The sequence below is a fragment of the Vibrio sp. SSH13-20 genome (assembly GCF_040104475.1).
Lineage (GTDB): Bacteria > Pseudomonadota > Gammaproteobacteria > Enterobacterales > Vibrionaceae > Vibrio > Vibrio harveyi.
Window position 1 is genome coordinate 874889 of the sequence record NZ_JBECOU010000001.1, and the last position, 13189, is coordinate 888077.

Sequence of the window (13189 nt, forward strand, 5' to 3'; positions counted from 1 at the left end):
AGATGGCAAAGCAGTAAGTTTTCATTTTTCATTCTTTTCTTAACATTTTTGAAATGAAAACGCGTAAAAAAAGTCAGCATATTGCTGGCTTTTTTGTTTTTGTAGCGCAAGTTCTTCGTTTATGACTCATTTATCAATCATTTTCACGATGCCACTGCAGATAGTTAGCTTTGTTTGAAAGTGGAAAAACAAAAAAGCACCCAACTAAGCGGGTGCTTTACGAACAGTTTTATAAATTGATGTCACTTAGAACTGGTAATCTACAGAAATTGCCCAGTTACGACCCGGTAAGCTATGGAAGTCTTTGTTGTCCGTACTTTCGAGACCGCGAACATCTTGGTATGTCCAGTATTTCTTATCAAATGCATTGAACAAGCCTGCTGTCAGCGTTAGGTCTTTGATAGGCATGTAATATGCGGTTAAGTCCATTACACCGTAACCTGCCGAATCAATTTGGTCATCACTAGACCAGTCGTCTTTCTTAGCTGCAAGCTTAAGAGACGCAAGACCACCAAAATGATGCTCGACGTTGTCGTAACCTAAACCAAGTACAGAAGACAAAGGAGCGACACTATCTAGTGCTTTACCTGTTGTTTTATCTTCACCATCTAGGTATGTCACAGATACTCTCGTGTACATACCTTTAGGGGCGTCAAAAGCTTCATCTAGCAAAAGTGTAGAACTAAATTCAACACCAGAAATGTCGACTTCATCTCGGTTTACGATCGTGAATCGGTCTTTATTTGGATCGATTTTTGGTAGTTCTTCTGAGTCGATAAAGTCTTTGTACTGAGTGATAAAGCCTGTGAGTTCAAACTGCGCAAAGTTGTTTTGACCACGGAAGCCAATTTCGTAAGAAAGGCTTTTCTCGGCTTCTAAATCTGGGTTAGGAACGAATTCAGCACCAGTGTCGTATTCATAGTAAAGCTGCTCAACTGTAGGTGCCTTAAAGCCCTGACTGATTTGGGCAAAAGTACTTAGTTTGTCGTTAAGGTGGTAAACCGCGCCCAGTTTCCCAGTAAATGCGTCATTACTGTTCTTACCTCGTTCGGTAGTAAAGCCTGCGTCAGATGTTGGATCCGCTTCAAATGAATCGTAACGGATGCCCGCATTTAGTACTAGTGTATCGTTAAGTAAGAATGCATTGTCTTGAAGGAAAATACCCCATTCGGTGACGGTGGCATCAGGGATTGTCGTTGAGCCAGGTTTACTAGTCCCATTGTCGTGGTAAATATCCACATTCGTTAGACTAAAATCTGTCACCACAGAATTTAGACCGTAGGTCAGTTCGTGAATTGCATTTCCGGTTGTGATTACCTTGTCGAACTGAGCATCAAACTGAAGTGACTCGTCTTCAGCTTGACGTAGGCGAGTGCGATCCCCGTTATAGCCAATGTAACCTAAATGGTCAGTGACATTAGCGAAGTTAGAGTTTTCGCTCTCTGTGACCTGATAGTTAAGGTCTAATTTCATTGAGTCGAAAGCTGCATTTGCTTTAGTGAGTTCGTAGTTTACGCCATAACGCGTACGTGTCATGTCATCACTAGCTTTTGCGTTAGCATAAGTAACGCCAGGTCTTGGACCAAAATTAAGTGTGTAGTTGCCACGACGATCGTTTTCATCGTAGTTGTAGTTATAGCGCTCGAAGACAAAGCCGAGTTTGTTGACATCGTTAATGTTGTAATAAGCTTTTGCCAAAATGTTATTTAGATCTTTGTCTGCTGGGTTCTGAAGCCCGCGTGCTGAACCATCAATGTCGGAACCATCACCGTAGGTTTCAAGCTCGCTGCCGGTAGAGTAAGTTCCCATCAATAGTGTTTCAAACTTGCCACGGCGCATTGCCCAAGTTAACGTGTTCTTGAATTGTTCGTCTGCAGAGAAGTAGCTCGATTTAATGCCAAAACGAGTCTCGTCACCGTCAGTTTTTAGAACGTCTGAAGGATCTTTTGTCTTAAGAACAACAACGCCACCCACTGCGTCAGAACCATATAGGGTAGAGGATGGACCCTTGTTAATCTCTATACTGGTCAGTGTGTCGAGTTCAATCGCGTTCGGATAAATTGCTTGAACCGCACCGCCACCTGGATTGAAAGGAGTAACTTGCTGAACGCCATCAATCACAACTTTCACACGGTCGCCTTCCATGCCGCGAATGTTAAAGCCCGAAATGCCAAAACGACCGGAAGTCGTTGCTTCCACACCAGGGGTATATTGAACGGCATCATAAAGGTTCTTTGAAAGTGTGCGGTCAATATCTTTTGACGATACGGTCTCAACTGAAGCTGAAACATCATTAACGTTTTGTTCGGTACGAGTTGCAGAGACGACAACTTCATTGAAAGTTGAGCTTTCTTCTGCGTATGCGCCTTGTGATAGGGCAATGAGAATAGAGGCTGACAAAGTTGATTTTTTATACATTGGCTTCAATACCTTAAATCCATAATAGGCAATAACAACGTGCGGTATCTTAGTTTATACAAATGGTAATTACTATCATTACTATTGTTATTTGGTGTTATTTTTGTCAATGGAAATTTGTGCTATGCGCAACCTAGTCTTTATTTATCAATCTGTTATATTGTTTAAAGTCATTTTCTAGTATAAATTTTTAAATACCACTACTGTGATTTAAATCACGCAAATAGGGAGCTATAGTGCAGAGCCCAATCACTTTAGAAGCACTTCATATCTTGGATGCTATTGATAGAAGAGGAAGTTTTGCTGCTGCTGCGAACGAATTAGATCGCGCGCCTTCTTCGCTTAGCTATCAAATTCAGAAACTGGAACAAGATCTCGATATCATCATTTTCGATCGTTCAGGTCACAAAGCACATTTCACAGAAGCCGGGAAGTTGATTCTTGAGCGTGGTAGGGCAATTCTGCAAGCTAGTGAGAAGCTTGTTAATGATGCAACGCTCCTGGCCAATGGTTGGGAACTTGATATTACGGTGGCTTTTGATGGAATTATTCCTATTTCAAATTTCTTCCCAATGGTAGATGCGCTATCTAACGTGAGTAGTACAAGGGTGAGGTTACAAGAAGAGATTCTTGCGGGAAGTTGGGAGTCGCTAAATACCGGAAGGGCAGACTTATTGATATGTCCGGCTCTCGATACACTTCCGCAAGATGTTAAGGCCGAAAAAATTGGTAAAATGAGTATGGTTTGGGTCGCCGCTTCTGATCATTATGTGCATAAGCGAAGTGGGGCGTTTGATGACAATGCCCGAGAAAAATATCGCGTTATTGCGATTGCTGATACGGCAAGAGAGCAGCCAGCGCTATCAATCAATGTAATGCAAAAACAGCCAAGACTCACAGTGACCAATTTCCCTGCCAAAGTGGAAGCACTAACTTCCGGGTTAGGTATTGGGACGCTACCAAGTCAAATCGCGGAACCTTTAATTGAGAGTGGCGTTCTTAAACGCATTGAAGGTACGGAAGAACAGCCAATTGATATTATTTTAGCGTGGCGCAGAAATACGATGGGCGAAGCCAAATCTTGGTGCGTACAATACCTTAAGAAAAATTGGCGTCTCAAATAAAAAAATCCCAGCATATGATGCTGGGATTTTTCGTTAAGAAGTGTGTTGATAACTAAAATTCGTACTTCGCTGTAATAGCCCAGTTACGGCCAGCTTGTGTTAGGTCTTTATTCTCAGTTTTCATTCCGCTTACATCATTCCAACTGTAGTATTCTTCGTCTGCCACATTAAATACTCCCGCTCGCAGGGTGAGATCTTTAATTGGCTTGTAGTATGCAGTTACGTCAACAACGGTTGCTGAAGAAATTGGTAGGATGTCATCACCATTGATATCACTGCTGTCTTTCGACGCAGTGTAGTTAACCGTTAGTGAAGAACCCCAGTTCTGTTCAGAGTCGTAGTTGAAGCCAGCAACTAGATTCCATGGGTTAACACTGTTTAATGGATCGTTGTTTCCGTCTTCACCTTCAATGTAGGCTTCAGCAACTCGAGAACTAAAACCTTTTACTGGCATGAACTTATCCCAAGACAGTTGGTTGGAAAATTCAATACCTTTAATTGTTGCTTTACCAATGTTCACGGATTGGTAAACCGCAGGGTCGATACCTGGAATAAAGCTGCCTGAAACTTGTTTTCGCTCGATAAAGTTATCGTAGTCACTGTAGAATACCGCGACTTCACTACTTGAGATGTCGTTGTTGTGGCGCCAGCCAAACTCATAAGAAATACTTTCTTCTGCTTTCAAGTCTGGGTTTGGTTTGTTTATGTAACCGTGCATCGGGTTACCAAACGAGTAATACAGCTCTTGAAAATCAGGTGCGCGGAAACCTTGGCTTATCTGGGCAAACAAACGGTGTTGTTCGTTTAGTTTGTAGATCGTGCCTAAACGAGCAGTAAACGCGGAGTCAGAGAACTTTTTGTATTCGTTATCAGGGTTACCACTTGGGTTGTCGCTAGCGTTGCCAGGATCGGTTTCGAATGAGTCATAACGAACACCAGGAGTAATGATGAAGTTGCCGACGGTAATCTCGTCTTGTAGGAAGACTCCGTAACGACGTTCACTTGCCGAAGGGATGTAGAAGATCTCTTTATCCGTCCCAGCGCTATTGAACTCTTTGTTTATGTTCTTAATGTCTTTATCTAAGTAAGACGCACCATAAACAATGTAATGTTCAGTGCTACCAAGCGTTAGGTACTTATCTAACTGCATGTCGAACTGGAAGCCTTCATCGCTGTAGGTGTAATCTTTGCGTTGATTGTTCAAGCCTTTGACACGATGTGTTATGCCAGTTTCGTCTTTACTTAAGTAATCTAGTTGCCACGTTAATGTGTCAGCAATTGATGCTTGAGCATCCCAAATATGCTTAATACCGACTTGATATTGTTCAGTTGTATCTTCGCTTCGTCCATCCGTGTAGCCATCATATGATTGAATGCCATCACCTTCATTGCGAATGTAGTTACCGTTAAATTCAAGTCTATTTGCTTCGTTTAACTGATATTGTAATTTCACTAAAAGGTTATTGGCAAAGGTATCGGCATCCGCTAAATCACCAAAGTTATCAAGCTCGCTACCATCACGGCGAGTGTAAGCAACTAAAGACTCAAGGTCCCCGGTTTTGTTTGCAAGTGCTATTATTGTTATCACTAAAGTGGTTGTTAGGTATGTCAGAGAAATGACCTTTTTGTATTTAGTGCATAAAATTCAACAGGATAGCTTTTTATGACATAAGCTCGACGATAAGTTCTATAAAATTAGCAAATGAGATGTCGGTCACGTAAATTGCAGTTTGATGAAAAAGTAGGCATGCGCCAGTGTGATTTAATGGTGTTTACGTATTGTTGTGGTGCATGGGTCATGGCGGTAGTTATGCATGATTTGCGATTGGTTTATTATTTTATGAAATGTTTACTCAGGTTATCCAACAAAGTCTGAAGTTAGGATAATAGGTAGGGCTGAAAACTTACAGCCCAAATCTTTGCTTTATCAGACATCATTTTCGTTTGAGTGGTAACACCATATCTGCAGTGCCATCTGCAAATTGTACGTCCAACTCAAATCCTAAACTTTGTGCGAGTGACAGCATGCCTCGATTGGTTGGCATTGTCATTCCGGAAATCTGCTTGGTGCCTTTTGCTTGGCAGTAACTAATGATTTTTTGCATCAGTACTTTGCCCAGACCTTTACCCTTTAAATCTGATCGGACCAAAATCGCAAACTCTGCATCACTATTATCCGGTGTTATCAGAGCTCGAGATACACCAATAATGGAAGGTCCATTATCATCAAAGGCAACAGCAACAAATGCCATTTCACGGTCGTAATCAATTTGAGTTAAATTTGCAAGCGCCTCATGATTAAACTCCCCAACATCGGAGAAAAACCGATTGTAGAGGTCTTCTTTAGATACGCTATTTATAAATTGAGCGTGAATTGGCTCATCCTCAGGAAGAATTGGGCGCAACAGAATAGGTTGCCCGTCACGTAATGTCACTGTCTCAACAAACTCTGCGGGGAAAGGACGAATAGCTAAGCGTTCCTGCGCATCTCCATGGTACTTTTTGAGTGTCACGTCTGCGTCGATTATGGTTAATTCACTACCTGATACCAATACTGGATGTATATCCAGGCTTTCTATTTCTGGTAGTTCAACCGCCATTTGAGATATGCGAACCAGAAACTTTGACAGTTCGTTCACATCAATCGCGTCTTTATGCTTTTGCAAGCGAACTTTCCCTGATTTCAACGCAATTACCACTAAATAACGAGCTAGGTTCATATTCAGTGGTGGCAATGCCGCAACCGCATCTTGAGTGATGTTCCAATCTGAGCCTCCTTGTCCGAGCAAAATCACTGGACCGAATACTTTATCAACCGCGATGCTAATTCTGAGCTCCTCAGCGCTACCTAGTTTCGCCATTCCTTGGACCAACAACCCTTGTAGGTTCGCCGCTGGATAGCTCAGCTTTGCGGTGTCGAGAATGGCTTGCGCGGCGCTAGATACCTCTTGGCTATTACGCAAATTGAGTGCAACACCATGTACATCAGACTTATGAGGAATATCGGGAGAGCGAAGCTTTACCGCGACCGGGTAGCCAATATTTTCCGCCATATGGACCGCTTCAGTAACTTCAGAAGCGATCCAAGTCGGAAGAATATTAAAGCCAAACTGTTCAAACAAAGGGCTGGTTTGATGCGTATCCAGCATTACTGTTTGTTTGTCCAGTAATTGTTCGTTTACCCATTCACGAGCTGAACTCACGCTACCGGAGTGTAAAGGTTCAGCGGTTGTTGGAGTTTCCATCAATTGTTTTTGATTTCGTCGGTATTCGACCAAATGCATGTAAGCAACGACAGCACTTTCAGGTGTTCTATAAGTTGGAATGCCCGCACGTGTAAAGGCTAGCCGAGCCTCTCTCGATGTCTGCTCACCAGACCAATTGGTTAATATATTGAAATGCTTATGTCGGGGATGAGCTTGAATTGCTTCAATCACAGCGTTCGCGGTTTCTAATGAATCCGACACCGCTGAAGGGCTATGCATTATTAAGATGGCATCAGCGCAGTCTCCGTTCATCAGCGCGTTTATGGTATCGACATAACGTTTCTTTGTTGCATCTCCTGCAAGATCAATAGGGTTAACACCACGCCAACTAACAGGCAATGCGGACTTTAGTTGTTCGACAGACTCTTCATTTAACGTTGCGAGCTTGCCGCCTCTTTCAAATAGAGTATCGACTGCCATGATTGCAGGACCGCCGCCATTGGTTACGATAGCTAGGCGTTCGCCTCGAAGCGGAACCGAATGTGTCAACGTTTCTACTGCCGCAAATAACTCGTGCGTATTACCCACACGCAGCATACCCGTTCTTCTTATCGCAGAATCGTAGATAACATCCAATGAATCAGTGTTGCCATCGCTAAATGGGCGAGCTTGTGATGACCTACCAGCTTTGAGAACCAAGATACGACGGTTTCGTGACGCTGCACGTGCTGCTGACATAAAGCGTCGAGCATCTTTAATTGAATCAACATAAAGAAGAATGGCTTCGGTCTTTGCATCCATGCTTAAATAATCAAGCAGTTCTGCAAAGTCGATGTCTTGCCCTTGACCGATTGAGATAAAAGAAGAAAAACCAATATTCTTGTCGTTTGCCCAATCAAGAACCGTGGTACACACTGCAGCGGATTGAGAGATGAACGCAATTTTACCCGGTTGCGCTGCCACGGGAGAAAAGGAGCAGTTGAAGTTATGCCAAGGAAGAATTATCCCGAGGCTATTTGGTCCTAAGACTCTTATGTTTAGGTCAGAGAAATCAATACTTTCAACGTCATCTGAAATGACGATGGCAAACTCCGTGCCGCGCTGATCCAATTCAACAAGTAGTTGTTTATTACGTGACACATTCGTACAAAGAATGGCGATATCTGGGGTATAGGGCAGGGAGGCTACGTTAGGGTATGCGATAACACCAGATACAGACTTATATTTCGGTGTCACGGGCATGATTGCACCACCGAACCCGCTCTGAAGAAGATTCCGCATTACTATTTGTCCTGCGCGTAACTCTTTTTGAGAGGCGCCGATTACCGCAACAGAATTAGGTTTGAAGAGTTTTTGTAATTTATTCATTCTTTCTCCTTGGCCTCTTACGCCTAGAACGGTTGGTCACTCCTCATACAATCATAAACGAATAAGCATCTCTTTAAATATGGACAAAGCAGACATTGGCTCAAAAGTGAGCCAAGCGTACAGAGTTTGTGTCACTCATCACATGAAAATCACAGTTTATTGTGTTTGGTGCTTGATAAAATGACCTGCTATCGGCATGATTTATCGTAATATTTATTTAGAGCGTTTGTTACTCCATGAAAAAAATCGCAATCATCGGCTTATCAGTACTGCTTTCTGCTTGTGCTTCGGAAACTTACATTACAGATGTAACCTCAGAAAGCTACCGTGAGGACTACCAAACTCCTTCAGTTTCAAAACCTATTATGTCGTCTGAAAGCGCTGTAGTAGAGAAAGACGTAGAACCAACAGTTGTTAAAATGACTGCGAAGCCTGAAGAGAAAAAGGTAGTTAAGCTGACACCGAAAGAGCAGGTAAAGCCAGTTAAGATCGTACCGCCAAGCAAGAAACAAGCGGGTATCCAGCGTTTTGGTTATACCATTCAAGTTGTCGCGGTTGGAAGCCAAGCTAAAGTGGATCAGTTCGCTCGCCAGCTTCCTCAAAATGGTCAGCCAATTTGGGAAAACTACAAAGTAGTGAACGGTACTAAGTGGTTCTCGGTACTTTACGGTGACTACGCAACAAGTGCAGAAGCAAAGCAGGCAATTTCTTCTCTGCCTGGTCATTTTCAACAGCTTAAGCCATTTGTGAAGAGTATCGATGCCATTAAGAACTCGGCATATCCTACGCTTAATAAGCTAAATTAATTAACGAAGAGAAGGGAGCGAAATGCTCCCTTCTTTTTTGGTCAAATCCTATTCGAACAGCATTCCTCACAGTAAAATAACTGTACGTTACTACTCAAAGGTTTATCATACTGAATAGTATCTTTTGGAGATCACGGAAAGATTGATTCATGATTAAAAATATCCTTTTACTATGCGGTGGCGGCTCTTCTGAGCACGAAATTTCACTGTTATCTGCTAATTTTGTTGAGCAGCAGCTAAACCTCGTCGAAAACGTGAACGTTACGCGTGTAGAAATTAAAAATGAAGGTTGGGTGACTAACCAAGGTGAGTTGGTTTACTTAGATCTCAACACCAAAAAATTGTGTTCTGACAACTTAAGCTTAGAAGTCGATTTCATTGTCCCTTGTATCCATGGTTTTCCTGGCGAAACCGGTGATATCCAGTCTATGTTCGAAATCGCAGGCATTCCATATTTAGGTTGTGGACCAGAAGCAAGCAGTAACAGCTTCAACAAAATTACTTCGAAACTATGGTACGACGCGATTGGCATCCCAAATACACCTTACTTATTCTTGACTCGTAACGACGAGCAAGCTCATGCGCAAGCATTACAAGCGTTTGATAAATGGGGTAAAGTTTTTGTCAAAGCTGCACGACAAGGTTCATCTGTTGGCTGTTACAGTGTCACTGAAAGGGGTGGTGTAATTCAAGCCGTTAACGATGCATTTGGCTACTCTGAGCAAGTTTTAGTTGAAAAGTCTGTGAAGCCGCGTGAGCTAGAAGTCGCAGCGTACGAAATGAATGGTCAACTGTTCATTACTAAGCCCGGAGAGGTCATTGCTCCAGATGGCGCGTTTTATTCTTATGATGAGAAGTACAGCAGCTCAAGCCACTCTTTGACAGAGGTTGAAGCAAAGAACTTAACAGCAGAACAAGTTGAAGCGATTCAAATTGCTTCTGAAACCGTCTTTAAACAGATGAATCTGCGTCACTTATCTCGCATTGACTTCTTCTTAACAGAAGATGATGAGATTTATCTGAATGAAGTCAACACCTTCCCAGGTATGACTCCAATCTCTATGTTCCCTAAAATGCTGCAGAACAACGGTCACAAGTTCCACGAGTTTTTAGCAGATTGTATTAATACTGCAATCTAAATAACGTTACCGTCGTTTGTTTTGTGGTAGAAATAGGCATAACTGAGCGATATAACAACATTAATGTTTGATTATTGCTCAGTTGTAATTATGATTGTAAAAAAGCACTAAATAGATGGCTCAGTGGTATGGCAATTTCAAATTATAGAGGTTTTAACCTGCAATCAGGCGGACCTGATGGTAGCGTTTGGAAGGTAAAAATCAAAAACCACGTTTTACAAGGCAGTTTGACGGCGGTAAAAAAGAGCATAGATTGGTGGTGCGATACCGCGTCTATTATTGATCCAAAAGAGTTTGCAACTTTAGGTCAACGCGCACAAAGCACTAACAGTCCACAAACTGAAATATTTAACGGCTACACGATAAAGAACGACACTGGCGAGCCAAACGCTTGGTATTGTATGTTCAATGGCAAACTAATCAAAGGCGGCAAAGCTGCGATTCAGCGCCACATCGAAGCGTATTTAGTTGCAAAACAGAAAGCGCTACAAGCTCAACAACAAAAGAAATAAGAATATGACACTCGTATATTCAACAGAAACTGGTCGAATCAAACCTGAAGAAGAGAAGATCGAACGTCCTAAAGGTGATGGTATTGTTCGCATTCAACGCCAAACTAAAGGTCGTAAAGGCAAAGGCGTTTGTATCGTAACTGGTTTAGATTTGGATGACGCGCCATTAAAGCTACTGGCAGCTGAACTGAAAAAAGTTTGCGGCTGTGGTGGCTCAGTGAAAGATGGAAGCATTGAAATTCAAGGAGATGCGCGTGATAAGATTAAAGCGCACCTTGAAAAGAAAGGCATGACAGTCAAGTTAGCCGGCGGTTAATAGTAAAAAAGAAGCCCTTTGAGGGCTTCTTTTTTTTAATATCCAGTAATGTATTGAGAATATCGTTTTTTCCCGAAAACCTGTTTAGTAATAAGAACGATAGAAACGCTAACCGTGAGTGTAAAGCCAAGAGTCAACAGAAAGAGTAGGAGGTTGGTATCTTGAGTTTCTGCATATTGGTAAAGCGGCGTTCTTTTAAGTACAGTAAGCACCCATGGGTGAATGAAGAACACGCCAAAACTTGTTTTTGCCAACAGAGATAACAAGTGTGATTTGAACTGAAAGGCTTCGAAGAAGTAAAATAACGCGATCACGAGACATAGTTTTTGTAAAAACATTGTATCAACCCCGCCATAAACCAGCATTTCCTTAATGTAATTTCCCCGATGACCAACAGATGCTTCATAAATACATAAGCAGAGCACTATTATTCCTAAAATCAGGAGCTTAGATTTAGCATTTACTAACAATGAACTTCTATGTTGAGAAACACTACAACCAATGAGATAGATTGGCGTGAAATAAATAAACATTTGAAGTGGGTTCGTGTTTTCGTATGAACGATGAATAAACAGAGACGCTAAACATAGTAAAACGAGTATCGATACTTGCTGGTACGCTTTAAGTCTGAGGAACTTAGTATGTAAAGGCGCAGACGCAAATAGCAATACAGCAAAAGGAATGTACCAGTAAGCCGTTAACATACGTCCTGTCAAAATGTACTTAACTGCGGTTGCGAACACAGAATCGTCAGAACTGAAGAGCATCCGTGAATCAATTTCTACGCCAGGTTCGAAATATCCTGTTTTTGTAGCGAACAATAACATGGTCGCTAGAGAGCCCAAGAATAAATAAGGCAAAACAACTGCCTTGAACTTATTCAAATAAAAGTCAGTTGTTTTTGTCCCACGTTGGTAAAAGACATGATGAAACATGTATCCCGAAATAAATACAAACAAGGAAGTTGAGCCATAGAAAAAGCTCTGAAAAGCCAACCAAGGTCCAGAAGTAGTGCTCATGCCATAATGAAAGCAATGTACTGCGACAATACAAATAATGGCGAACCCTCGATAGTTTTCGATAGATTGTAAATGCTGACGCATAATGTTCCCGCGTGATTATACTTAAAAGCGCAAACTAACACTGTCAGCCAAACGATTGTACTAGATGGATGCAATCTCAGTAGATAATCAATATTGAATACTGACTAGAACTCATACTTTTCTAAAAATCAAAGAGTGTGCTAATAGCAGAGCAAGCAATCGCAGATTGATAGATCCATATTAGCTATTTTATGGTAAATCGCGGTTATGTTTAATGACACTCATAAAAAGCCTTATATTTTAAAATCTGAGAGGGATAGGAGCCAAAACGAAGAAAGAATTGGCGTACGTTGATATTCTATTTAACATAACACATATAATGCGCACTGAATTGAGGATCCCACTGGGCTTGAAAATGCTAAGGCAAATCCTGCACAAGCCATTGAAATACTTGCTAATCCAAGCCCATTAAATTTTTTTGCGATATTCGTCCATAGCGTTTGAGCTTCGTATGTTTTCGCTTTATCTAACGCCAAACCAACTAAAGCCTTTTCTTTATCTTCACCAATTGCTTCTGCAAGCATAAGTATCTGATTTTCTTTTAAGTACGTTCTTCCTTTTCGTACGTCTGTGAGCATTTGAGGACTTATACCTAAATCTGGAGCGATTTGTTTGTATTGCACATACTTCATTTGCTCTTTGTAAGCGTCAATGAGTTGGTTTGTATACATTTTTGAATCCTGCCTTTCGAACACGTCTTTTGATTCTAGCTTATTTGTACGAGATTTATCGTATTTACACTATGAAGAATCTCGTATTAACTATACGAAATATTTCGTATTAACCACCTTGGTTCGGGCGTTCGCCCTTGACGCTTTCGTCTGTCCTTGGTGGTCGCTCTCAACGGTCAAGGTGTTGCTATGAAAAATCTGTTCACTCAAAACTGTGACGGCGTCACTATTTCTTTCTCGGAGTGATAACCATGGAACGTGATCACTCATTTACATTCTTAGTTCTTCTCGCGGGTTTATGCGCTGCGGCGTTCTTGTTTTATCAGAACAATTACATGGACGCTACGGCTGAGTCTTACGCCAAAGTCCAAACGTGGGTTGATGAACATCCATCAGCAAAACCGCTGCTAAACGAGCTGTTGAGCGATGGCAAGTTAACGCCTAACGAAGTCGCTGACATCCGTATTTTCATCAAAGAAGAGCCAAAACGTCTTCTTATTTCTCAGGCAACTGAGGCGCGTTAACC

10 protein-coding genes and 1 pseudogene are annotated in these 13189 nt (G+C 41.8%); 6 read left to right on the forward strand and 5 right to left on the reverse strand.

Annotated features, from left to right (window positions below; all coding sequences use genetic code 11):
* Positions 1–246: 246 nt before the first annotated feature.
* Positions 247–2418, reverse strand: a complete 2172-nt coding sequence (locus ABMY42_RS03840; RefSeq protein ID WP_349266000.1) for a TonB-dependent hemoglobin/transferrin/lactoferrin family receptor — start codon at positions 2416–2418, stop codon at positions 247–249.
* 236 nt (positions 2419–2654) lie between these two features.
* Between ABMY42_RS03840 and ABMY42_RS03845 the strand changes: the two genes are divergently transcribed.
* Complete coding sequence (locus tag ABMY42_RS03845; protein WP_005451789.1) at positions 2655–3542, forward strand: LysR family transcriptional regulator; 888 nt, start codon at positions 2655–2657, stop codon at positions 3540–3542.
* Between the two features lie 52 nt (positions 3543–3594).
* Here ABMY42_RS03845 and ABMY42_RS03850 read toward each other — a convergent pair.
* Positions 3595–5118 (reverse strand): annotated as a pseudogene (locus tag ABMY42_RS03850) (TonB-dependent receptor); the annotation flags it as partial.
* 358 nt (positions 5119–5476) lie between these two features.
* Positions 5477–8116, reverse strand: coding sequence for a bifunctional acetate--CoA ligase family protein/GNAT family N-acetyltransferase (locus ABMY42_RS03855; RefSeq protein ID WP_050934171.1), 2640 nt, complete (start codon positions 8114–8116; stop codon positions 5477–5479).
* A gap of 236 nt (positions 8117–8352) precedes the next feature.
* Between ABMY42_RS03855 and ABMY42_RS03860 the strand changes: the two genes are divergently transcribed.
* The 4 genes from ABMY42_RS03860 to yciH all read left to right on the forward strand — a co-directional run bounded on the left by ABMY42_RS03860 (position 8353) and on the right by yciH (position 10889).
* On the forward strand, positions 8353–8922 hold the full coding sequence (locus tag ABMY42_RS03860) for an SPOR domain-containing protein (protein WP_005451792.1): 570 nt from the start codon (positions 8353–8355) through the stop codon (positions 8920–8922).
* 149 nt (positions 8923–9071) lie between these two features.
* Positions 9072–10061: a D-alanine--D-alanine ligase gene (locus ABMY42_RS03865; protein ID WP_050903004.1), complete on the forward strand. Its 990-nt coding sequence runs from the start codon at positions 9072–9074 to the stop codon at positions 10059–10061.
* Positions 10062–10189: 128 nt separating this feature from the next.
* Entirely contained in the window at positions 10190–10573 is a 384-nt protein-coding gene (locus tag ABMY42_RS03870; protein WP_005451794.1) for a DUF3319 domain-containing protein, read from the forward strand.
* 4 nt (positions 10574–10577) lie between these two features.
* Complete coding sequence (gene yciH / locus ABMY42_RS03875) at positions 10578–10889, forward strand: stress response translation initiation inhibitor YciH (RefSeq protein ID WP_009696673.1); 312 nt, start codon at positions 10578–10580, stop codon at positions 10887–10889.
* A gap of 35 nt (positions 10890–10924) precedes the next feature.
* Here the strand turns inward: yciH and ABMY42_RS03880 are convergent, their stop codons facing one another.
* Both ABMY42_RS03880 and ABMY42_RS03885 read right to left on the reverse strand, forming a co-directional pair.
* Positions 10925–11992 (reverse strand): acyltransferase, encoded by a 1068-nt coding sequence (locus ABMY42_RS03880; protein WP_080994607.1) that lies wholly within the window; start codon positions 11990–11992, stop codon positions 10925–10927.
* A gap of 302 nt (positions 11993–12294) precedes the next feature.
* The gene (locus ABMY42_RS03885) at positions 12295–12663 is read right to left on the reverse strand and encodes a DUF3693 domain-containing protein (RefSeq protein ID WP_045487865.1); all 369 of its coding nucleotides are present in this window, start codon (positions 12661–12663) and stop codon (positions 12295–12297) included.
* 251 nt (positions 12664–12914) lie between these two features.
* On the opposite strand from ABMY42_RS03885, the gene ABMY42_RS03890 reads away from it, so the two are divergent.
* Positions 12915–13187: a hypothetical protein gene (locus ABMY42_RS03890; protein ID WP_079324902.1), complete on the forward strand. Its 273-nt coding sequence runs from the start codon at positions 12915–12917 to the stop codon at positions 13185–13187.
* Positions 13188–13189: the final 2 nt, after the last annotated feature.

Bases quoted from the DNA above. Each gene is read 5' to 3' on its own strand.
- ABMY42_RS03840 (WP_349266000.1), bottom strand. From the start codon at position 2,418: ATGTATAAAAAATCAACTTTGTCAGCCTCTATTCTCATTGCCCTATCA.
- ABMY42_RS03855 (WP_050934171.1), bottom strand. From the start codon at position 8,116: ATGAATAAATTACAAAAACTCTTCAAACCTAATTCTGTTGCGGTAATC.
- ABMY42_RS03860 (WP_005451792.1), top strand. From the start codon at position 8,353: ATGAAAAAAATCGCAATCATCGGCTTATCAGTACTGCTTTCTGCTTGT.
- ABMY42_RS03865 (WP_050903004.1), top strand. From the start codon at position 9,072: ATGATTAAAAATATCCTTTTACTATGCGGTGGCGGCTCTTCTGAGCAC.
- ABMY42_RS03870 (WP_005451794.1), top strand. From the start codon at position 10,190: ATGGCAATTTCAAATTATAGAGGTTTTAACCTGCAATCAGGCGGACCT.
- yciH (WP_009696673.1), top strand. From the start codon at position 10,578: ATGACACTCGTATATTCAACAGAAACTGGTCGAATCAAACCTGAAGAA.
- ABMY42_RS03880 (WP_080994607.1), bottom strand. From the start codon at position 11,992: ATGCGTCAGCATTTACAATCTATCGAAAACTATCGAGGGTTCGCCATT.
- ABMY42_RS03885 (WP_045487865.1), bottom strand. From the start codon at position 12,663: ATGTATACAAACCAACTCATTGACGCTTACAAAGAGCAAATGAAGTAT.
- ABMY42_RS03890 (WP_079324902.1), top strand. From the start codon at position 12,915: ATGGAACGTGATCACTCATTTACATTCTTAGTTCTTCTCGCGGGTTTA.